The 23,230-nt window shown below is 37.3% G+C and carries 12 protein-coding genes and 1 riboswitch; of the genes, 5 read left to right on the forward strand and 7 right to left on the reverse strand.

Annotated features, from left to right (window positions below; all coding sequences use genetic code 11):
- Nucleotides 1-12 precede the first annotated feature (12 nt).
- The 3 genes from ACIQ2D_RS12700 to ACIQ2D_RS12710 all read right to left on the reverse strand — a co-directional run bounded on the left by ACIQ2D_RS12700 (nt 13) and on the right by ACIQ2D_RS12710 (nt 7,698).
- Nucleotides 13-981 carry an anti sigma factor C-terminal domain-containing protein gene (locus ACIQ2D_RS12700; protein WP_402864543.1) on the reverse strand — a complete coding sequence of 323 codons (969 nt, stop codon included), beginning with the start codon at nt 979-981 and terminating at the stop codon, nt 13-15.
- Nucleotides 959-1,486 carry an RNA polymerase sigma factor gene (locus tag ACIQ2D_RS12705; protein ID WP_402864545.1) on the reverse strand — a complete coding sequence of 176 codons (528 nt, stop codon included), beginning with the start codon at nt 1,484-1,486 and terminating at the stop codon, nt 959-961. The genes ACIQ2D_RS12700 and ACIQ2D_RS12705 overlap by 23 nt, the downstream gene beginning before the upstream one ends.
- Nucleotides 1,487-1,869: 383 nt before the next feature.
- The gene (locus tag ACIQ2D_RS12710; protein WP_402864547.1) at nt 1,870-7,698 is read right to left on the reverse strand and encodes an NPCBM/NEW2 domain-containing protein; all 5,829 of its coding nucleotides are present in this window, start codon (nt 7,696-7,698) and stop codon (nt 1,870-1,872) included.
- A 144-nt stretch (nt 7,699-7,842) separates the two neighbouring features.
- A riboswitch (cyclic di-GMP riboswitch) is annotated at nt 7,843-7,926 on the reverse strand.
- 467 nt (nt 7,927-8,393) lie between these two features.
- Here ACIQ2D_RS12710 and ACIQ2D_RS12715 point away from each other — a divergent pair.
- The 4 genes from ACIQ2D_RS12715 to ACIQ2D_RS12730 all read left to right on the forward strand — a co-directional run bounded on the left by ACIQ2D_RS12715 (nt 8,394) and on the right by ACIQ2D_RS12730 (nt 15,459).
- Nucleotides 8,394-9,257, forward strand: coding sequence for a glycine betaine ABC transporter substrate-binding protein (locus ACIQ2D_RS12715; RefSeq protein WP_402864549.1), 864 nt, complete (start codon nt 8,394-8,396; stop codon nt 9,255-9,257).
- Between the two features lie 311 nt (nt 9,258-9,568).
- Entirely contained in the window at nt 9,569-11,761 is a 2,193-nt protein-coding gene (locus ACIQ2D_RS12720) for a DNA topoisomerase III (protein ID WP_402864551.1), read from the forward strand.
- 279 nt (nt 11,762-12,040) lie between these two features.
- Nucleotides 12,041-12,235 carry a hypothetical protein gene (locus tag ACIQ2D_RS12725; RefSeq protein WP_402864553.1) on the forward strand — a complete coding sequence of 65 codons (195 nt, stop codon included), beginning with the start codon at nt 12,041-12,043 and terminating at the stop codon, nt 12,233-12,235.
- Nucleotides 12,236-13,728: 1,493 nt separating this feature from the next.
- The gene (locus tag ACIQ2D_RS12730) at nt 13,729-15,459 is read left to right on the forward strand and encodes a methyl-accepting chemotaxis protein (protein WP_402864555.1); all 1,731 of its coding nucleotides are present in this window, start codon (nt 13,729-13,731) and stop codon (nt 15,457-15,459) included.
- Nucleotides 15,460-15,531: 72 nt separating this feature from the next.
- Here ACIQ2D_RS12730 and ACIQ2D_RS12735 read toward each other — a convergent pair whose 3' ends face one another.
- The 4 genes from ACIQ2D_RS12735 to ACIQ2D_RS12750 form a co-directional block, all read right to left on the reverse strand.
- Nucleotides 15,532-16,293 (reverse strand): hypothetical protein, encoded by a 762-nt coding sequence (locus ACIQ2D_RS12735; RefSeq protein ID WP_402864557.1) that lies wholly within the window; start codon nt 16,291-16,293, stop codon nt 15,532-15,534.
- Nucleotide 16,294: 1 nt separating this feature from the next.
- Nucleotides 16,295-20,083, reverse strand: a complete 3,789-nt coding sequence (locus tag ACIQ2D_RS12740) for an AAA domain-containing protein (protein WP_402864559.1) — start codon at nt 20,081-20,083, stop codon at nt 16,295-16,297.
- Nucleotides 20,084-20,203: 120 nt separating this feature from the next.
- Nucleotides 20,204-20,758 (reverse strand): NADPH-dependent FMN reductase, encoded by a 555-nt coding sequence (locus tag ACIQ2D_RS12745; RefSeq protein WP_402864561.1) that lies wholly within the window; start codon nt 20,756-20,758, stop codon nt 20,204-20,206.
- Between the two features lie 287 nt (nt 20,759-21,045).
- Entirely contained in the window at nt 21,046-21,888 is an 843-nt protein-coding gene (locus tag ACIQ2D_RS12750; protein WP_402864563.1) for a Rossmann-fold NAD(P)-binding domain-containing protein, read from the reverse strand.
- 124 nt (nt 21,889-22,012) lie between these two features.
- On the opposite strand from ACIQ2D_RS12750, the gene ACIQ2D_RS12755 reads away from it, so the two are divergent.
- The gene (locus tag ACIQ2D_RS12755) at nt 22,013-23,059 is read left to right on the forward strand and encodes a PseG/SpsG family protein (protein WP_402864565.1); all 1,047 of its coding nucleotides are present in this window, start codon (nt 22,013-22,015) and stop codon (nt 23,057-23,059) included.
- Nucleotides 23,060-23,230: the final 171 nt, after the last annotated feature.

Here is a 23,230-nt window from a genome sequence, read left to right on the forward strand (position 1 = left end):
ATTTATCACTCCTTAATACTTATCTACGACTGCTCCTAAAACAGCCGCTTTTACATAATCTTCATTTTGTACGCTTAGAATATCTTTTGGACTGCCTGTAATAACAGCACCAACGATTCTAATATTATTGTTGTTGATTGTTTCATTTCCTTGTTTTAGAAATTCATCTACTGCTTTTAGGTCGTTATAGTAATCGCCTTTATTTCTTAAAGCAAGTTCTAAGTTTTCAACAAATTTTTCTGTTGGTTTTTCGATTACCTCTCCCACTTGATTGTACAAATGGAATCCTGCGGCAGTCTCTTCTGATACAACGATTGAAGGCGTTCCTTCCGATGATTTCAAGCCTTGTAGGGTCGTTTCATCATACGTATCTACCCATGCCCACTGAAATTTCGCGTTTTTCGGTAGCATATTTTGCACTTCTTGTAATGTGTATGGTTTATCAAAGGAGATACCCATCTCTACTTTTTTGTAATCAGGAATGTCCGCTACTAAACTCATATCGTTTTTATATGCCTCGTAAGTAACAGATGGGTGATAGAATTGAAGTTTTCTAACGCCATCGTAAGTAAATACATCTTTTGTGTCTGTTTTTGGCCAGTTAGAATTTAGCGAGAATTCATTAAAGTTCACTTTCCCTGGCGCTTTTACTTCTCCTAAGCTTACTGGTTTTCCATCAATAATTTTATACTTTGGAGCTGATGCACTACTGCCAATGAAACGATATTCTTCATCCCACATGCCTAAGTGAGTATTTGCGCCAAACACATTGTAATAAGAATCTATTTCTGAAATTTTATTATCAAGTAAAAAAGGCGTAATTTGTATTTTCTGCAAGTAAATTAATCCGAAAATATATACTGCCATACTTAAACTAATTAAAATAATTCGTGCATAACTTTTCCCTTTTGCTTCTTTTAGCATTTGTTTTGTATCGACATTTTCAAAATCAAATAATTCATCCATCTTTGAGTTTTTCATCGTTTGTCTCCTCCCATTTCTTTTTGAACGCTAAACGAGCCCTATACAAATAGGTTTTAATCGTCTTTTCATCCATATTTGTTAGCTCTGCAATTTCTTTATAGGACAGCTCCATTTCATATCTTAGTAACAACAGATTTCGTTGATTAGCGTTTAACATATTGAGAACTTTTGTTATTTCTTCACCTTTTTCTTTCGTTAAAAACAACATTTCTCCATCAAGCTCATCTGCTAATCCAGCGAAAAATTGATCTTGATCTTCAATGGAGCAGCTTGGATACCGTTTGTTCTTTCGACACAAATCATAGTAAGCGTGCAACGCTACCTTAAAAAGCCAAGCTGAAAGATTTTGTTCATGAAGCTCTACCATATATTGAATCGCCTTTACAAATGTTCCTTGTACAATATCTTCAGCATCTAACAAACTGCATCCATTCTTTATTAAATATTTCTTGATAATGACTGCCTTTTCTTTATAAAGTGATGTAATTAGATCATCTGTCAACGCTACCCTTCTCGCTTTCTTATTTTCATCGCCTTCACTTTTGTAACGAATGAGGAAGAAAAATGTATACACCTTCACCTGAATTTTTTTTATAAACTGTAGCGAATCCCTTTGTAATTTTTTTCGCTTCTTTTGATTTAGTCTCCCATTGCGCCTCATTTTTGATACACTTGGGACTAACCTGATTCAAGTATATATACTTTTAGCTTTCAGAAAATCACTTTTAGGGCAATTTAGTTCTAAACAGACGACAAAAACCGCTGTACGATAAATAGTTATTTTTCGTACAGCGGTTTTTCATTTAAGGACTTATTGGACAATCCCGTTTTGTCTTTATGATAGTTTAGTTCTTTCCATAGAAAGAGAAACTCTTCAGAAGCATATTAGTTATTATCAATAAAAGAAATTAATTGAATTAAGTTACCTTCTACTTCATAAACTATGCCGACTGAGTAAGTCCCTTTATCTTCTGCTGAAAGATCTACTATAAATTGTTCAGCATTTGGTGCTAATTGCTCGACATTTACTACGATTTCTTTAAACGTCTTCGTATTTCTAAGAGCAATTTGCTTAGGATTCACATGTTTCCCGTCTAAGCCCTTCACTATATTTGGCATAGTGAATATCCCATCCTGACCATCAACAGCAGACATTTCAATTACTTGAGGATTAGCGATTAGATTTTCTAATTTCTCTAGGCCCTGTAGTGGCGAGAAATCTGTAACTTCGTTCCCCGCGATATCCAATGTCACTAAGTTTTTCGCATATTGTAAACCTTCAAGACTAGCAACTCGCTCTGTTCGAGTAGCTGCAGCAGATAGGCTTGTAAGTTTATACATATCACCAAGTGTTATTTCACCTGTAATACCTAGTGTTTGTTTAATAAATGTGCTTAAACTTGTATCAGGTATTGTGATGAATTGACCTAAATCAATTGCCACTAATGATTCTTTCGCTTGTTTTAGCATCGCTACAGCCTGATCAATGTCTGCTTGGGTAGCTTGCTTGTTAGCAAGAGTTTCTTCTGCTTGTGCAATGCTTGCTTCTAGGGCAGCCACACTGTCAGCTGTATAGTCTTCTATATTGATTGCTTTCGCTTCTTCAATAGCAGCTTCTAAATCTTGTGTAAATATACTAGCTGCGTTAGCGAAATGTAATTTAGCATCTCCCCACGTTGCGTGGTCAGAGCCATTTCCATTGCCACCGTCAGTAACGACTAACTTTAATTCTTTCGCGCCACTAATATTCACCTCAACGAACTTTTGAGAATCTCTAGAGTTCATTAAGCCACTGTCGAATTGCATTTCTCCATCAACAAACACTTGGAATATAACAGAGCCAACACTTCCATACATTTGACGGTCTACACCTACGAATGAAGTAAAGTAATCAGCATCTTTATCCGTTAAATCATAGACGATTGTTGAATTAGAATGTGCGCCAATCCCTTTTTCGTAAGCTACTTCGCTGCCATCTTCTGCTGTTAAACGTAAAGTTTTAGCGCTAATAGAGATATCTTTCGTAGGAGCGGTATAGCTGTTTTGAGTAGACTTCCAATCGAAATCTGACAGGTAATGATAATCGTCCATATTCACGACAGAAATTGTTCGCTTCTTCATGATTTCATTGCCATCGCTATCAGTGACAGTATAAGCAATCTCATACTTACCAGCTCGATCGAAGTTTACTTGATCTGCTCCTGTTACTTGTACGGCAGTCGTTAAATCGCCATCTTCTGCATCAATCGCAGTATATTGCTCGTTGATATCAATAGGAGTCCCCACTTTAGTTGCAGTCGATTTTGGGATAGTAAGCTGAGGAAGTCCATTTGAAATATAGAACTTCGCATCTGCAAAGTCTGCGTGATCTGATTCATTTCCATTACCAGAATCACTTGCAATAAGTGTTAGATTTTTAACGCCCTTTACTGGAAGTCTTACTAATTTAGCTTCTGTATTATAATTCATAACACCGCTGTTATAGACTTCTTCTCCATCTGCTAAAATTTTAAATGTAACGCTCGATTTATTATTTTCTACGATATTTCTATCTACTCCTACTAAAGTTTCGAAATAATCATAGTTTTTGCCTTCAAGATCATAAACAATTTCAGAGCTTGCATGCGTACCGATACCTTTAGCAAATTCTTTTATTTCCCCATTAACAAGTACTTTGATAGATTCACCAACTGAAGCCTTATCTTTGTTTACTGTTTTCCAAGCAGTTTGTGCAGACTTCCAATTTGTGTCGCTTGCAAAGGTAGCATCACTGTACACATAGATTTCTCTTGCTTTCTTAACAGTATTGCCATCACTATCAGTGACAGAGTATTCTACATTGTATGTGCCTGTTTTATTAACATTAAAGCCGTTAGTTGTTACGTTTACCTGCTCAATTAGATTACCATCTTCCGTATCGAGCACTTCAACATCTTGCAGTACATCAAAGTCGCTGTTTAGCTTCACGAATGTAAGCTCTTCAGACAAAGTTATTGTGGGCTTACTAGAATCTTGCGTAAATTTCGCATCCGCCCATACTGTATGGTCAGACTCGTTACCGTTATTAGCATCTGTAGTAACTAGCTTTACTTCTTTTGCACCCGTGACAGGAACCTTTACAAATTCATGTTCTGTACCCGCTTTGAATACATCACTACTGAATTTTTTCTCTCCGTCGATCCACACTTCGAATGTTGCAGATGAGGCTCTTCCTTTCATCGCTTGGTCGATTCCGATATAACTTTCAAAGAAATCAAAGCCTTTACCATCGATGTCATAAACGACTTCTGAATTTGCGTGTGCTCCTATACCTTTTTCGTAAGTTGTATCTAATCCTTGTCTAACAAGTGTAATTGCACTACCAGCAGGTGCTAAGTCTTTCTTCAATCCGCCCCATGCAATGTTAGCTAGTTTCGCATCCATATCAGAGATGTATGCAAAATCACTTACTACGGTAACTTTCGTCGTTTTTGTTTCTGTAATTTTTGCATTCTTCACTTCGTAAACAATTTCATAGTTACCTTTTTTTGTAACATCTACATTATTTGATTTTATAATTACGTCTTCCGTTATATCATGCCCTTGATACGATGATGCCTTTACAAAATTCATTGGATCGAATTTTTGATGTAATTTAAGCGTTAGTTGTTCCTCTACAGATAAATTTGGTTGCTGTGATTTCACTTCTACTGGTTTCAAACTCTTTAACTTTTTATCATAAGCAACTATTTCATAAATATAGGAACCATTAGTATCTACATTTTTATCGACAAATGAAGTTTCAGTAGTATATCCAACTACTTCGCCATCTCTAAGAATTTCATAACCCATTGACGCTTCTTTATTAGCTGCATCTATGCCATATGTTAATTTAATCGCATTGTTTTCTTTATCTGCTGTTAGAGATTTCACATTAACTTGAGCATCTTTTGAGAAGCCAGCACCTTCATAGCTACGTCCTAAACTATGCATGTATTCTAACTTTACATCTGGTTTAGGTAAATGAGCTACCTTCTCCTTCATCTTATCAGTAGCTGTTACATATCCCCAGTCTTCAAAGAATACTGTTAAATCTGTTTCAGTCGCTAAAGATAACCCTACAACTAATCTTTGTAAGTTGCTTCCTAAACCATTCATAACACCATCAGGATTTGTTCTAGAAATCCGAGCAGCCTTACCGTAACTGTCTTCACCATAGTAATATTGCACTTGCTCAAGTACTCCTAGGTAAGTCCAGTAACCGTGATTAACTTTTTCTCCCGCAAATCTTTTATACAATGAATTCCAATCTACTCTATCATCAGTACTGTTATTAAATATCTTTCTCATAATTACGGAATAGATATTGTTAGTTACCTCAGTATGTTCCATAGCGGAGTTATTTATATTATGACCCCATTCATGATAATAAGCCCAACCATCATTTCCAGGAACACTAAATGGTTTAACAATTTGTTTGAAGAATCCACCATCTCTTCTCGGTGAGTTACCTCCGTTATATCCAGTATATCCCCAGTCAGACCAACCATAAGGACCTTTTGTGAATACTCTTGAAGTAAACTTTGCATTAAAACTTTGCTCATTTTCTGTATATCCACTAACTTTTTGGAACTCTTTCCACATTATTTCCCATTCATCCATCGTATCAGAAACTGTTTTCCCTGTTCCTTCAAGTTCTTGTATGCCTTTTAGGGCACCTGCTGCACTTGTAGAAATTGTATTGTTTTCAGAGATTAATTCTGTCACGTTATACACAACATCTTTTGGTTTTCCGGTTGCAAAGTCATTATCATCTGTGCTAATTTTTGCTACATATTCTTCTAATTCTCTTTCAAACTCTGCAGGATCTGTTTTTCCATGATAGTAAACAGGGAAGGCTGTCCCACCTATTAACCTTACTTTCGGAGCATAAGCTTGCTCGCTTGGTAAAGCAGCATTTTCTACATAAATGACTGCAGGTTTCATATTTTCATAAGAAGGAGCAGTTATCGTATTTAAACCTGGATGCAATGAATATCTTCTATGCCAACCGTTTTTATCATCTGCTATTTGACCTAAAACTAAGTTCGGCATTACGCCTTTTTCATCAGCATCAACAAAAATTTGAATTGTTTCGCCAGGCACTACGTATCTACCAAAAGTTTCTAGAGAGAATGATGTTCTTGCAATCTGATGCTCTCTTGCTTCTGTACTAGAGTTTCCTCGCTGAGAAGCTGTTACCGTTGCTTCGTTAGCAACATTTACGTTGTACAATACATCTTTTGCAATATTTAAGTTTACTTGTAATTGTTCCATTAATGGGCGTTTAGCAACTTCTGCCTCTAATTGGTTGATCACGCTCATTGAAGCAAACTCAGGCTTTAATTCATTCATTAAGCCGTTCGTAAATAGATTGTTTATTCGCTCTTCTAGGACATCTTCCTTATAAAATGCTAATTCCGATAAAGTTGCCCAGTTCTGATTTGATTTCTTGAACTTAAATTTAACGCGTTTAAATGTAGTAGGTTTGAATTTAGCTTCCACTAATCCAGCAACCATATTATGTTGACCAGTTGCTACTAGTTGATAGGTATCTCCTGTAGAAGTCTGAGAAGCATAAATTTCGAACTCTTCAGCAAACCCTTTTCTGTCAGATGTTCTTGCCCCGTACATGATTCTATTTAGTTCTATTGCCTCTTTAAATTCTACTTCTACTTCATTTGTGAAATCCGTTGAATTACTCTTATTTGTTTCCCAATAAGTATCTAGTTTTCCATCAATAGCATTTCCAATTACTGCAGTACTATAATTCCCACCGTTGTTTCGGATACCCTTTATGTTTTCAAGATTCACTCTGAATAATGCAGAATAATTTTCATTAGAATAATGTTCAAATGTTTTTGTTATAGCTGTTGTAGCTTCTAGTTTTTCTTCATTTATTAACGCTTTAGCGTTCTCAATATCCTCTTTAAACTGTACGTATAATGGATGTGATTGAGCGATCTTCTCTAAAACTTCTAATTTTTCAATAGTATTGAATTCATCTGCGACTTGATTACGATTTTCATCCGTAAACAGATTCTCCATCTTATCAGATACAACGTCTTCTTTATAAAAACCAAATTCTGCAGCACTTGCCCAATCCTGGTTTGCCTTATTAAAAACAAATTTCAAACGCTTAAATTCTGTAGGTTTAAATTGGATTTCAACGATATCACCTGTAGAACCTTTATATTCACCAGAAGAAACTAATGTAAAATCATTACCTTCTTCTGTAGATGAACTATGTATTTCAAACTCTTGTGCAAAACCTTTACCTTTTGCACTGGACTGGCGGGCAGCATATACAATGCGATTTAATGAAGTTGTTTCGTTGAAATTAAAGATAACCTCATTAGTGAATGTTGCATTATTTTGCTTACCTGTTTCCCAATGGGTATTCATATCGCCATCAATCGCCTTTTCAAGGGGAGATCCAGCGTAATTTCCACCATTGTTAGTTATCGAGATGATATTAGATTTATCTACTTTAAATACTTTATTATATGTATTTAATAGGCCATTTCCATATAAATAAAACTTGCTGACACTAGCATCACTTGCTTGTTTAAGGGTGCTACCCACTGTAGTTGTTGTTACTCTTGTGTCTTGATTTTGATCTGCTAAGACATTAATCGGAGCTCCGACTAAACTTAAAGCCATGGCCGTGACTGTTGCAATTTTTACTACCTTCATATATATTTCCTCCTGATGAATTCATCCTAAGAAACACATAAAAAAAACCACTCTAAGAGTGGCTCCTTTTCCTATAAAATTCCCATAAAAAATAGTGCTACACTTTTTATGAAAATTTAAAATAACAAAAAGTAATATGTACTCTTCGGCAACTGGCTGACATAGTATTTAACCTTAGTCCCTATAGCTTTGCGTCCCTAAATTTCTCTAGGTTTGCCTATTCAATTTTTATACTTCAAACAATAGCATATTAAAATTTTGCCCCCAAGAACAATTCGCACTACATACTCCCCCTCCCAACAAAGGCAATATCGCTAAAACATCAAAAATTTGTCAAAAAAATCTATCTATTTTAATAGAAAACACTTGTTATACATACATATATTGTTAATATATTCGTACAAATGTATATAAATTAATTGAATAGAATTTCATTGTAAATTCGCAATACCTTAAGTTTGACTATTTGAATGCTCCTTCTTCCACTAACCCACCAATTAGTTGAAGGAGGAGCATTCTCTGTTATCCGAAGGAATCTCAAGAACCCTAAAACTCAATTTTGACTTGTACTATCTAGGACATACCTTATTTGACAAAAGTAACAACCCTTTGTTAACATCAAGTTGTTACTTGTTAATTTTTAGGTTAAATTCATTCTATTACTATAAAACAATACAATAAGAAAGGGAGATTTTATGAAATTTAAGAGATTATCGAAGTTAGGATTGGCTTTAGGATTAAGTATAGTATTAGCTGCCTGTGGCTCAGGTGATGAAGACACCAAAAATAAAGAAGTCAACCTAACCTATGTGGAATGGGATACTGAAATTGCTTCTACACATGTAATTGGACAAGTACTTGAGGATTTAGGATATGATGTTACACTAACACCACTTGACAATGGGATTATGTGGGAAGCTATATCCAAGGGCGAAGTTGATGGTATGGTGTCTGCTTGGCTTCCACAAACGCATGCCCCACAAGTGGAGAAGTACAAGGATGATTTAGACGATTTAGGTGAAAATTTAACAGGTGCAAAGCTTGGCATGGTAGTGCCTAGTTATATGGATGTGAACTCTATCGAAGATTTAACAAATGAAGCTGATAAGACGATTACAGGCATTGATCCAGGAGCAAATATGACACTAGCTACAGAAAATGCTCATAAGGTTTATCCAAACCTTGACGGTTGGACGGTACTTACCTCTTCTGGCAGTGCAATGACAGCAGCACTTGGTCAAGCAATTGAGAAAAAAGAAGAAATTATCGTTACTGGTTGGTCTCCTCACTGGAAATTTAATGCTTATGATTTGAAATATTTAGATGATCCTAAAGGTGTATACGGAGATGAAGAATATATTGGCACGTTTGCACGTAAAGGGTTTAAAGAAGATAATCCGGAAGCATACAACGTTCTCGATAACTTCCACTGGACTGCAGAGGATATAGAAAGTGTTATGTATGATATTATGGAAGGCACTGACCCTAAGGATGCAGCAAAAAAATGGATTAAAGAAAATGAAGATAAAGTTGCTGAATGGACAAAAGATGTAAAGTAATACGAATCACAAAGTTTTGATAGTGTGTATGGGCTTCCAACAGTGTAAACATTAAAATCAATGCAAATATAAAACGTATTGGATTATATAATATCCAATACGTTTTGTTTATTTCGATGATCGAATCTTTGAAAAAGGAACCCTATTGCTAAAGGTCCCAACGTCATTTATTCCGTTCATCTAAACAAGATATTTAATTCTCTCTAAGAGAAATTAAGCTTCTATTTTGGATCAGGTTTTCAACATAATAATTATTAATAATAATTCTATATGCTATATTAAACACAAGGATTTACGAAAGGATGTTATTTATGGCTAAAAGTGTAGTACTAGCTGAAAAACCGTCAGTAGCTCGCGATATTGCGCGTGTACTGAATTGCAATAAAAAAGGAAATGGTTATCTTGAAGGAGATAAATATATTGTTACGTGGGCTCTAGGCCATCTTGTAACATTAGCTGATCCAGAAAGCTATGATGTGAAATATAAAACATGGAATTTAGAAGATTTACCAATGCTACCAGAACGTCTAAAATTGACGGTTATTAAGCAATCTGGTAAACAATTCAACGCCGCTAAATCTCAATTAACACGTGGCGATGTAAATGAAATTATCATTGCGACTGATGCTGGGCGTGAAGGTGAGCTTGTGGCACGTTGGATTATCGAAAAAGCGAAAGTAAATAAACCAATTAAACGTCTGTGGATATCATCTGTAACAGATAAAGCGATTAAAGATGGTTTCGCTAATTTAAAACCTGGTAAAGCATATGAAAACTTATATCACGCAGCAGTAGCACGTTCTGAAGCAGATTGGTATTTGGGTCTGAATGCAACAAGAGCGCTAAGTACAAAGTATAATTCTCAATTAAATACAGGACGAGTTCAAACACCTGTCGTAGCAATCATCGCCAAACGCGAAGATGAAATAAAACATTTCAAGCCACAAACATACTATGGTATCGAAGCTCAAACAGCTGATAATTTAAAACTAACGTGGCAAGATAAAAACGGTAATAGCCGTAGCTTCGAGAAAGATAAAGTCGATGCAATCGTTAAAAAACTTGGCAACAAGGATGCTATTGTAACTGACATAGATCGCAAGCCTAAAAAGACGTTTTCTCCTGGTCTTTATGATTTAACAGAACTACAACGTGATGCGAATAAAATATTTGGATATTCTGCAAAAGAAACGCTAAATATTATGCAAAAGCTATATGAGCAGCACAAAGTATTAACGTACCCGCGTACAGATTCACGTTATATCTCATCAGACATCGTTGGTACCCTTCCTGAGCGTTTAAAAGCGTGCGGATTCGGCGAATATCGTTCTTTAACAAATAAAGTCTTGAACAAGCCAATAAAAACTTCGAAATCATTTGTAGATGATAGCAAGGTATCCGATCACCACGCCATCATTCCAACTGAAGGTTACGTAAATGTCTCAGCTATGACCGATAAGGAACGTAAAATTTATGACCTAGTTGTGAAACGTTTCTTAGCCGTTCTTTTCCCTGCTTTCGAGTACGAACAGCTAACATTGAATGCAACTATTGGCGATGAGAAATTCGTTGCGCGTGGCAAAACAATCATTAACGCCGGTTGGAAGGAAGTATACGAAAACCGATTTGATGATGAAGACCAAGGTGAAGATGTAAAAGAACAATTACTGCCTCGCCTTGAAAAAGGGTATACATTAAAAACAAAATTAATCGCGCAAACATCTGGTCAAACAAAGCCACCTGCACGATTCAATGAAGCGACTCTACTAACAGCGATGGAAAACCCTGTGAGATATATGGAAACAAGCGATAAACAGCTTGCAGATACATTAAAATCTACTGGTGGACTTGGTACGGTTGCAACTCGCGCAGATATTATTGAAAAATTATTCAACTCGTTCATGATTGAAAAACGTGGTGGTAAAGAAATCTACATCACTTCTAAAGGTCGCCAGCTACTGGATTTAGTTCCAGAAGAATTAAAATCCCCTGCTACGACAGCTCAGTGGGAACAAAAACTAGAGCAAATCGCGAACGGCAAATTAAAAAAAGAAACATTCATCAATGAAATGAAAAATCACACAAAAGAAATTGTTTCAACGATTAAAGCAAGTGATAAGAAATACAAGCATGACAATATCTCAACAAAGTCTTGTCCAGATTGCGGTAAGCCAATGCTTGAAGTGAACGGCAAAAAGGGCAAAATGCTTGTGTGCCAAGATCGCGAATGTGGTCACCGTAAAAATGTAGCTCGTGTCACAAACGCTCGTTGCCCACAATGTAAGAAAAAGTTAGAATTACGTGGTGAAGGCGACGGTCAAATTTTTGTATGTAAATGTGGACATCGTGAGAAATTATCTGCATTCGAGGCTCGTCGTAAAAAAGAAGGCGGCGGTAAAGTAGACAAACGTGCGGTGCAAAACTATATGAAACAGCAGAACAAAGAGGAAGAACCATTCAATAATGCTTTTGCGGATTTATTGAAGGGTATGAAGTTTGATTAAATGCAATAATGGAATTAACCATTTTTAGCATAGCCAATTAAACTTCGTAAAAGTTATTTTCCAATAGTGAACCTTCCCTTGTGTTCACGGGTACTAAAGTTTTATTTTTAAATACTGGCTGTTTTCTCGAGTTTTTCTAAATAAGATTTGAAATAAAAACAGACTTTGTTTTATAAAACATGGAGAATCAACCCTGTTATTTTTAGTGCAATGTTTCACAAATAAGAGGAAATAGATTATACTGAACTAACTATCTTATTCAAAAAGGAGGAATTTCCAATGACTGAAAATAATCAATCCGAAGCGCCAAAAAAGAAAATCAGCCTGCAAGAGGCAGTGAAGCAACAGCTTGCAAACAAAAAGAACCAGTCCTCTGCTAATAAAGGAAAAATGAATACCGACCTTTCAACAAAAAAAATGAAAAGCCAGCAAGTGAAAAAAACAAGCAATACCCGTAGAAAAATGGGTGTTTAATGAACGGGCGTCATATTACTAGGCATAGCTGTTGATATTGCTTTAAAAAGGGTTGAAAAAGTGATGTATCATTTAAGATATTCTTACCAAATCGGGTACCCTTCCCCACAATATTAAAGTGAAGCTAACGATTGAACCTGTACAGGAAATTCATTCTAAATAAAAGAAGTGAAAAAGCATTCAAGGCCATGGGTTAATCCCCCAGCTCCCTGAATGCTTTTTATTATTTTCTTCTTTTCAATTTATAAATTATTTAACTAAACTTTTGGGTTAGTAAATCAACGATTGCTCTATTGAACAATCGCCCTCGTTTAATATCATTTTATACTTCGGCGTCAATTGTATTTTTATATGAGTTGATATTTTTTATCGTTAATTTTACTAACAAAAACCCAAGGACCATAGCTAGTATTAAATAATTGTCCCACATATTAAACCAATCGCTTTACCATTTATGTCGTTTCCTTTAGCTCCTGCCATTAAAATAGAAGAGCTTGCAAATATCCGTAGTGCGTTATGTTTTTCTAGACTCTCAAATACCTTCAGTTATTTTCGCATACTCTAAAACACCAAACATATATTGAAGTGCTAGGTTCTGCAGTTAAACGGAAAGGGGAGGACAAGAAATGCAAGCTCGACATTTTAAACCTAGGTATACGATTACTGCTGCTATTATCGTTGGTTTATCACTGTTCATCGGCTATGCAATCTATGTAAATTTCATTGAAGTGCCTTAAAACGAATCGGACTCCGGCTTAATTATAAGTGAAATAAACAATGCTATAGCTCCAAGTAATCCTGATGAAAAATGGCATATGCATCAATGGAATGGACCACTTATGGCGGCATTTTTTATTATCGCACTATGGTGTGCCCCACTCTTATTCAAGTTGGTGTGAGGTATTAACTGGCACAAAACATGGCAACAAAGTTTATATACTTAAATTAGGTGGTACCGGGGACCAGCTATCTGTTTTCACAGCAACTGCATATCCGTTCATGGTGATCAAGGTGTAAATGGACATAACGTCCCTAACCTACAATTAAGTAATTTTGCTGACGACAACAATAACATTGTTGGTCGCACCACAAATAGTGGTACCTCAATTCTCTCTATTTAAAGATATATTTTCGCTAGAAGAAACCGAGGCTGTCTCCAAATATGTAAGTGAGATAATTACACAAAAAGCTTAGTTATCAATATTCATATAAGAAATAATTCCTTGTGATGATGTGACACTATATCACATCATCACAAGGAATTTTTTATCCCAAAAATGGTTACTGCACCTTCCTAATCTAAGTAAAATGAGCCATTTGGACAAGTCAGTAATTAAGCAAACACCTGATTTCTAAAGAAAATTATTAAATGTGAACATATCCCCCTTCGAATTTTCAGAAATTTCAATCAAGTATATTTTATACAAAAATTTTATAATATACTTATTTATGTAAAAATAAATATACATAAATAAAACGGGGGTGTGGTCATCATGAAGTCAGTGCGAAACAAACTTGTCAGCTTGGCCTTAATTGTTATTTTAATACCCACATTATTAGTTGGCATCGTCAGTTATTTTATTGCAAAAAGTGAGCTCGATGACGCAGGCCGGCTTGGTCTTGAAAACGGGACATATGCAATGGTAAATATGATTGCAGAGCTTGATAAACAAGTAGAGAAAGGGCAATTAACATTAGAAGAAGCCCAAGAGCAAGCAAGAGTGCAAATTGTTGGTCAAAAAACAGGAGAAAAAACGAGGTCAATCGATAACCCTGTAAAGTATGGCGACAATTTCTATTTTTACACCTTTACTGATGATGGCATTATTAAAGCTCATCCAAACATCGAAGGAGATAATGCTTTTGATTACCAAACAGGTGATGGACGCTATTTTATCCGTGAGTTAATTGATGTGGCGAAAAAAGGTGGTGGGTTTGTCCGTTATGACTGGCCAACTCCAACCAATCCCGACGAGGTAGCCCCTAAGATTACATATGCGGCAATGGATGAGCATTGGGGCTGGGTTGTAGCTGCTGGAACCTATGAAATGGATTTTAATATCGGCGCCAAGAAAGTACTCTTTTATACGTTGATGATGACACTAATTGCAACGTGTATCGGCGCCGCACTCTATTGGTTCTTCTCGGGAAGAATGACTTCCTATATACGTCGAATTATGGTGATGACTTCAGATATCGCCAAAGGGAAACTGACGGGTGAAGACATTACAATCATTACGAATGATGAACTCGGTGTACTTGCCAGTAACGTCAACAATATGAAATCTAGCTTAAATGAAATGGTCAGCAACACAAGAGATTCTGCTGAAAAAATGAGGGTATCTTCTGAACTGCTTAGTGCCATTACAGAAGAAACGACCGCTTCTGCCGATGAGGTTCACCATGCCATCACCGAAGTTTCTGATGGCGCTGTAGCTCAAGCCGAGGAAGCAGAAATTGCAATCGGTAAAGTGGAAAATCTATCCCTTCTTATTTCAAAGACGACAGATAAATACACTGAAATAATTCAGGAGATGGGCACTGTTGAAAAATTACAGGAGAATGGTAGTTTAAAAGTGGACGAATTGGAGCAAAATTCGGATGAATTCTCAAGTGTCATAGAAGATTTACGGACTAATTTCTCCAATTTGACAAAACAGATGCATGAAATTCATAGTGTCGTACAGACAATCACTTCTATATCCGAACAGACGAATCTCTTAGCGCTAAATGCAAGTATCGAAGCCGCACGTGCTGGAGAACATGGAAAAGGTTTTGCAGTTGTTGCAGCTGAGGTGCGCAAGTTGTCAGAGGATACACACGAAGCGACTGGACGTGTACGTAATTTGCTAAATCGAATTGAAGCGGATACTGCCAATTCGGACTCGAAGATGATGCATACACTCCAGCTTTCAGAAACTCAAGTAAATTCAATTGCCGACGTAAAAAATGCATTTATCACGCTGTCTAATTCAATTGAAGGTATTACGACTCATCTGGCTTCTCTCGATAGCGGAATGAAAGAAATGACCGTTAATCGTCTAGTCGTTGTCAGTGCTATCAATGAGATTTCCAGTGTCGCGACACAATCGGCTGCCGCTTCCGAGCAGGTCAACGCCTCTATTGATGAGCAAAAAGCCGCAATCACTTCCATTATGCATTCCTCCGTAGACCTGCACACAGAAGCAGAACGGATGCATGAACTAGTCGAACGTTTTACTTGATACAGTAATTATTTCACATAAAAAGGGTGTTATAAAATCAGTTTTCATCGATTTTATAACACCCTTTAATTATTAGTGATTAGCCTCACGCCATTTCAGACGCTCTTTTTCATTCAATTGCTGCTCTAGAACTTCATCCCAGTGAGATAACAATGTATTCCACACTCGTGCATAATAAATATCCTGGTCTTTATCATAGACAATAAACTCAAAACAAGGAACATCATTAATCTGAGTGGCAGTTGTAGAAGCTATTGTTGAAATGATCGTTTGCGATACAGAAGGTATACCATCATCTTCATTATCCTCTTTTGTGAGGGCCGCAATGATCTCAGCATCATCAAATGTATCTTTACGCTCCGCCTCTTCATCGACATAACGATAAAGCGGTGGTAGTTCATCAAACTCCTCTATTCTCTCTAAATCACCAGTTAGAAAAGCTTCATGACACGGACTATACAACAAGCTTGCCGACTCCAGCTCTAACTCTTCCTCAAAAACCCCTCGTTCTAGCTGTAATTCCCCTTTTGAAGTTAGTCGATAAAAAGCATCAACCTTTTCAATTAAGCGTACACGCATCATGATTGATACCAAATCTTCAATAAAAAGTGGGTCCACTAATAGCAATTCACTTAGCTCTTTTGCATCGTGGAAATCCGCTTCCTTCATACTAATCAAGAGCATTGTCATCAGTACGTCCATTGTTGAGCGGCGAATTGGTTCATATGTTACCTCAACAGTACGAATCGGAATACACCATTGATTACGCTCAACAATCTTCACTTGGTGGTTTTGCTGTATTTCCTTTATTAAACGTTGTTGTAATTTCGACAATTTACTTCACCAATCCTTCATGGTTGCGTAAGCCATTATAAGATTTTACTGTTGTCAGCAATTGACTATACATCTCACGCGTATCTTGATGTTTTGCACGTTTGGCAAACATATCTGCACTCCCAACAAGCATTAGTAACTCACGTGCACGAGAAAGCGCGACATTGACACGACGGTAATCACGCGCAAAGCCTATATCTCCACCTTTTAGGGAGTTACGTACCATACTCACTAAAATAACGTCCATTTCCATCCCCTGAAACTTATCAACAGTCCCTGTTCTAAACTGCAAATGCGGTAAATTTAATTCTTGCTGTATGAGGCGATTAATTTTCTTCACTTGCTCGCCGTAAAAACTAATTACCCCGACGCTTTTTTGCACATCCTGTGGAATTCTTCCCGCTTCTTTAGCATTTATAACAGCTTGATTTAAGTCAGTTAAAATACGACGAATTGTTTGTAGTTCACCTTCATTATAGCGACTTGTGCCGCCTTTCATTTGTTCCTCAAAGAATGGCTTTTCATCCGGAATATCAATCCACATTAAATGATCTTCTCGACTGACAAACTCCCCTTCTAAACCGTGATCTCGCGCTACATCTGAATCTGGCAGACCACATTGTAAGCCGTTTTCCTCGTGGGCATAAAACGGTGTGATACTATTCATAATTTTTTCGTGCATACGATACTGGATAGCTAGCATTTGCTTATGTGTTGCCGGTAAATTATTGAATAATCGCTCGAACAATGATTCGCGCAATAGACTTTTCAGTTCCTGCGCCCCATCAAAATTCGGATTTTCATCTAGCAGCGACTTCAATGTTTCTTCAAGTGTATCGTCACCCAGCAGTGGTGGTAACTGATGATGATCACCTACTAAAATAATTTTCTTACCTTTTAGCATTGGTAAGAGTAGTTCTGGCGGGGTTGCCTTTGAAACCTCATCGATAATCACGACATCAAACGTTGGATAGTTTTCCATAAATTCTTTACTCGCTGAAGCCACACAAGTTGTCCCAATGACATTTGCATGACGCACGTACAATTTACGAATTTCATCTAAATCATATTCCGTTGCACTTAGCAGCTTTTCACGCCACTGTTCTTGTAATTTTTTTCTTAATGGTAATTGCTTTTCTTTGCGACCTAGTTCTTCTAAATTCTCTTTTGCCACTGTAATGGCCTCTGATACCTCTTCACGTGTACGCTCAGGTGTTGATTGTAAAAGCTCCGTTAATGCCTTTAGCTGCTTCTCTTTTTTCAAACCAGACACGTTGATATCTTTTAGTGTTTCCTCTATCTGAGCAAGTTGTTCTTCAACATCTTGTAAGCTTGTCTGTGCCGTTTGTAGTAAAGCACGCTTTGGCACTAGCTGTGCATTAGCTTGTTCAACAATTTGTAGTTTTTGCTTTGTCGTTTGAAGTTCAAGCTGCGACTCTGAGATAAATACTTTTAATTGAGCTACAGTTTCTTCAGGAATAACACCACATTGTGTTTGTAGCGTTTCTCCTAATTGCTGAAGGCGCGTCGTGTGCTCAGCAAATGGCTGCAATTGGCGATGCATACTTTGCACATTAAAGTTAGAGATTGCACATTCCTGATGCAGTAAGCTCGCTACATTTTGACGAAGCGATGCAAATTCCTGATCTTTGTGGTCTTGTTGTTTTTTTAAAGCAACACCTTTTTGCCATACAAAATCTCTACGCATATAAAGCCCCAGTAAAAAGCTTTCAATTTGCTCCGTTGTTGGCTGTTGCTCCTCTTGAAAAGCTGCATTTAACCGAGCAAAAACACCGGTCAAATTTTGTAGCGGAAATGACTGCACGGGCTGCTGACGACTTTTTGTCAGTGCTCGTTCTTTTGCTTCAAGTGGTAAGAGTGATTCAAGCTTTGCAATAGCTTTTTGCAAACGTGTATTTATAGTTGCCCATGCCTCTAAATCCTTGGCATCCTCTAAATGCTGTAAACGTCCAATCTGTTGGGCTAGGACATGCGATGGTTGAATCATGTAATGCTGTAAAAAACGCTGAATTCTTTCAAAGCTAGTGAGTGAGCCAACGAACTTTCCAGCTTCTTTCATGAGTAGAAGACGACTATTTTCTTCTTCATATTTTTGCTGAAGATCTTGGAACTGCGCTGTCATTTGCTGCTTCTGTTCTTGTAATTCTTTATATTGAATCGCAGCTTTCCATCGTTCTATATTTTGCGTTATTTCTTGTATTGTTAGCTGCAATTGTTCCAATGAAGGATTATCTGAAAGTGTTTGCTCGAATGCTTTTACAGCAGGCTCAATTTGTGCGAGCTGTTTCTCATAATGCTCTTTTTGCGCTTCAGTTTCTTGCTGCTCCGTTTTAGCAGCTTTTAGCTCTTTTTTAAGCTCTTGAATCTCTTGCTGTAAAAGAGGCTCATCATGGGCTGCTTGTTCCTTAGCTTTGATTTCCTTTGCTAGTTCTTCAAGCCATACCTCAAGTTTTTCTAACTCCTCTTTTGCTTTTATAATGCTCGCTTGCAATTCTTGTTCACGTTCAGTAAATGCCGAAATTTCCTCTTCAATAGCTATAAGTGTTTGCTCACGCCAATGTAAGGCAACATTTTCTTCGATGAATTTCTTACCTTCTTCTTCGATACTTTCTGTACGACCATAACGTAAAATCCGAATTTCCTGATTGGATAGTAAGCGACCTAATGCGTTATCCACTGCTAAATTCGACTGTGAGGCAACAAGTGTTTTTAAACCTGCTTTGACATTTTGCTGACAGATTTCTGAAATAACGGTTGTTTTCCCTGTCCCCGGTGGACCTTGAATGACAAATAAATCTTCAACAGATAATGCCCCGGTAACTGCTCGCTGCTGATACTCGTTTAAGTTATTGTGGAACACTATATCATCACGTAATTTAGTCATTCGGACTGTAGGACGCTTTTCAAATAATATCGTCTCTAAATTCGGATTAACGGCCTCACCTTTTTCAAGCTTTGTGAAGCCATTTCGCAAACGCCTGATTTGACTAAGTGTCGCAAAATTACTAAAGCTTGCTTGTTTAGAGCGTAAATTCAGCTGATCCTTTCGAGCTTGATCCTGTGCAAAAGGCTTTAAATCAATTTCCACCGATTGCTTTTGAGCACTTGCCTTTAACACCTGACCAATTTCTCCACGTACACCTTGAATGCTGACACTTAACCCCTCAAGTTGCTTCCATTCTTTTGCTTTTATATGCGGACAAATAAGTGTGAGACGTGTGAAATCTTCATTGTAATAGAATTGTTTAAATTCGCTATGAATGTCATCAATCGTTGCGTCGCGTTCTTGGATTTTTAAATATCCTTCCCAACTCGCAATCCTCTTTTTCACATATTCTGTACGTTCTTCAGCAATAGGTAGCTGACGTATTTTCGTATGCAGATCAAGTGGAATACCAGCCCCGTTATTCGGCTTGGTCACAAATTGCAAAGCTGCAGCTAAACGACGATTTGTACTGACAGGTCCACGCATATGCACGAAGCGAATATTCGTTGCTAAGAAGCCCTCTGCCTTAAGAACACAATCCATAATAGCCGTTTTCCCAGCTAGTACTTCTGCTAATTTTTCGTTATGCTCACTATCGAAAAAAATCGACAAAAACGTTTCGCCAGGTGTTTTTGCCTTTCTTTTTTCAATATAGACCGTTATGTTTTTTTGTAACGTAAAAAAGGCATGCTCATTTGCAGAGCATTCCTCTATCGCTTCCTTTGCCTTATTCGTCAAAATGAGGCTACAGCGTTGTTTTTCCAGTAAAGCAATGTCCTGCACAAGCAGCCCTCCTTTTCAAATCACTAAGGCTCTATTTTATCATAATTAATGACGTTACCTAACATGAAAAATCCCCTGTACAGTGATTTACTTCCACTACACAAGGGATTTGAAATTTTATTAATGTTGATCGATAGTTTCTTTCGGTAATGCTTTGCTCATTTCGCAATATTGTACAAATACGCGAGCCATTTCACGTAAACGATTGTGAACATCCTCGTCTACAATATTATTCTCTGCATCAAAATGTGATGTGTGTGTATATACATAGTTTGGTGTTACAAGGGCACGGAAGTAGTCTAAAATAGGTTTTAGTTGATTTTCTACTACTAAGTGATGCTGATATGTACCACCATTGGCAACAATAGATACTGGTTTATAGCGCATTGTTTTTGGATGTAAGTAATCAAATGCATTTTTCAATACACCTGGGATAGATGCTTGGAAAATCGGTGTTGCAATAATATACGCATCTGCTTCCTCAAATTTTTGTATCATTGTTTTCATATCATCATTTAATGGTGACCCATCGACAATTTGATGTTTATATTCACTAAAATGCAAAATTTCTAAGTCGAAACTTGCATCGAATTCCTGAATGTATTGCTCAACTTGCTCTAAAATAGCACCTGTTTTACGACCAAACATTGTGCCATCTACAAGTAAAATTTTCATATATAATTTGCCTCCACCTTTGTTTTCTACCATAACATTGTAACAAAGGAATGAAGGCGCGAAAAGAAGCATAGAGGCTGAAAACATAAATTCAGCCTTTAGTCGGAATGAGCTTCGTTCTTTAAAATTCTGGTTCATCATCATAACTTGGATTTGATTTCCGTTCCGGCTGGGCGCTTTCCGGGGGGCGCCCAGCCTTCACTCCAATCAAGAAGCTCTTTAATCAAATATCATACCCTTCTTTTAGTGAAGAACCAAAATTCTCTCGTATTTTACTCTTATGCCCACTACTCATCATCTTTCTTTCGCTGTTTAAAATGTACATCTTTATCTACAACCGTTTCTTCGATTTTAAACTTATCACGATTAATAACAACGTCACGGTTTAACTTTTCCATATCATCACTTGATCTTCGTTTATCCCAATTAAATAACTGATCCTCTGAACTTCCCTCTTCCTTAACTACTGGGAAATCCATTACCGCAAGTTCCTGTGAGGGATAAATCGTCACCGGTTGCTTTTTGCCATGTAGCGCAATGACAATCATCGCCTTTGCCACCTGTGATGCTTCAATGGCACGTGAACGCTTCAATGGTCCCACTAAAAACGGCTTTGCTACCTTTAACACGGCTTCTCCCGATTTTTCACCAAAACGAAATTCATCTCTATTTCCTACCAATAAAGAAGGGCGAATAATTGATAAACGCTGTAAGCTAAGCTCTATTAGATCATGTTCAAGCTTTCCCTTCACTCGATTGTAATAAAACGCCGAATTTTCATTGGCCCCCATTGCTGTTATCACAAGCATATGTGGAATACCACGCTTCTTCGCTAAAGACGCAATATAAAGTGGGTATTCAAAATCTACCTTTTCAAACGCTTCCTTTGAGCCTGCTTTTTTTATCGTTGTACCTAAACAGCAATATAGCTCATTTGCAAATTCAATATCACTTTCCTCAAGTCGGTTAAATTCTCGTATTTTCACTTCTAATTTCGGATGCACAAAATCTAGCTTTCGGCGTGCGATAACGGTCACTGAATTATATTCCTCATTTTCACATAACTGTTTAACTAGTGACGCACCCGTTAAACCTGTGGCTCCTACTACAATTGCAGCACGCATTCCCATTGTCACTTACCCCCTTCTACTAAGCTTAGATAATTGTATAATATTTTAGCTATTCTTAATTTTTACACATACTTACCCTTTTTTCACCATAATTTAAGTAGACAGATGAAAGGATGGGATACTTTTGCATAACGAACCAAAAACAATCAAACCTAAAAAGACAATTGTTTTCATTATTGAAAGCTGTATTGAAAAAGGACTTTATCCTTTTGAGCGGGTCGCGACGCTCGCAAAACTACTTTCAGATGAAAAAGTTTTCATATTCGCGAAAGCTTCTTCAAAGGATGCACTTCAAATTTTAACGAACGAAAAATTAACACCTATATTGTTCGACCAGTTTGACCAGTTGCAGAAGCATATGAAAGGATTACAGCCAGATTTAATTGTACGAGATGGTCGTAATTCAGAATCATGGCAAGTAGAAAACTTACGACCTTTTTGTAATACCATACTCCACTTTGATGACTTTGGTGAGGGTGGTCAAGCCTGTGATTGTGTTTTACTATCACTCTATCACGAAGTAAAAGATTATTTACCGTCGCACTATATAGGTGGAAGTTTTGCATTTGCGTTACCGACAGCTTACAACCACTCAACACCACTACCTGACATTAAAACAGTCGAGGATCCCCCTCATATTGTAGTAGCTTTTGAGGATGGGGACGAGCATAACTTAACATATCGTACACTTCGCCACTTAACACAATTACACATTCCACTACAAATTACCGTAATGATTGATGAAAGCTACCAACATGCAACCGATGATTTACAAATGATGGTACTTAGTCGTCGTAACACTGCTATCCTTCGCGATAAAGACGCACTCCTAAAACTATTGCCCAAAGCAGATGTAATCATATGTAACGCTAACTATACACCATATAAAATCGCTTCTTATGGTGTACCTTGTATTACACTTGCACAAAATGAAGTTGAACTCTTACATGCTTTCCCGCGCGAGCATAATGGCTTTATCCATCTTGGACTTGGTCGTAAAATGAAGCAATCACAAATCCAAAATGCGGTCATGGAGCTACTATTACATGAGGCTAGAAGCGAGCGGGCTGTTAAAAAGCAACGACAACTAAACCTAGCAAGTAATAATGAGGCACTTGAGACCTTGTTACTTGATTTCGCATATGACCGCCATAATATCCCTTCAACTTAGTGCTTCTTTTATCTTCATTCAGTAAAGAATTCTCACCCCCATAGGAGGTGAGATGAATGCGGTTTTATCCTCTTTTTAGCGAGCGACTGCTTAGCGGAACTCTGGCTAAGAACGCCGCATCCTGTGGCAACGCCTGAGTAACCAACATCCTGTTGGCCAAAAGCCTCCGGC

The organism is Lysinibacillus sp. NPDC097287 (genome assembly GCF_044761695.1).
GTDB lineage: Bacteria > Bacillota > Bacilli > Bacillales_A > Planococcaceae > Lysinibacillus.

Coding starts and splice junctions, on each gene's coding strand:
- ACIQ2D_RS12700 (WP_402864543.1), bottom strand. CDS start 981: ATGAAAAACTCAAAGATGGATGAATTATTTGATTTTGAAAATGTCGAT.
- ACIQ2D_RS12710 (WP_402864547.1), bottom strand. CDS start 7,698: ATGAAGGTAGTAAAAATTGCAACAGTCACGGCCATGGCTTTAAGTTTA.
- ACIQ2D_RS12715 (WP_402864549.1), top strand. CDS start 8,394: ATGAAATTTAAGAGATTATCGAAGTTAGGATTGGCTTTAGGATTAAGT.
- ACIQ2D_RS12720 (WP_402864551.1), top strand. CDS start 9,569: ATGGCTAAAAGTGTAGTACTAGCTGAAAAACCGTCAGTAGCTCGCGAT.
- ACIQ2D_RS12725 (WP_402864553.1), top strand. CDS start 12,041: ATGACTGAAAATAATCAATCCGAAGCGCCAAAAAAGAAAATCAGCCTG.
- ACIQ2D_RS12730 (WP_402864555.1), top strand. CDS start 13,729: ATGAAGTCAGTGCGAAACAAACTTGTCAGCTTGGCCTTAATTGTTATT.
- ACIQ2D_RS12745 (WP_402864561.1), bottom strand. CDS start 20,758: ATGAAAATTTTACTTGTAGATGGCACAATGTTTGGTCGTAAAACAGGT.
- ACIQ2D_RS12750 (WP_402864563.1), bottom strand. CDS start 21,888: ATGGGAATGCGTGCTGCAATTGTAGTAGGAGCCACAGGTTTAACGGGT.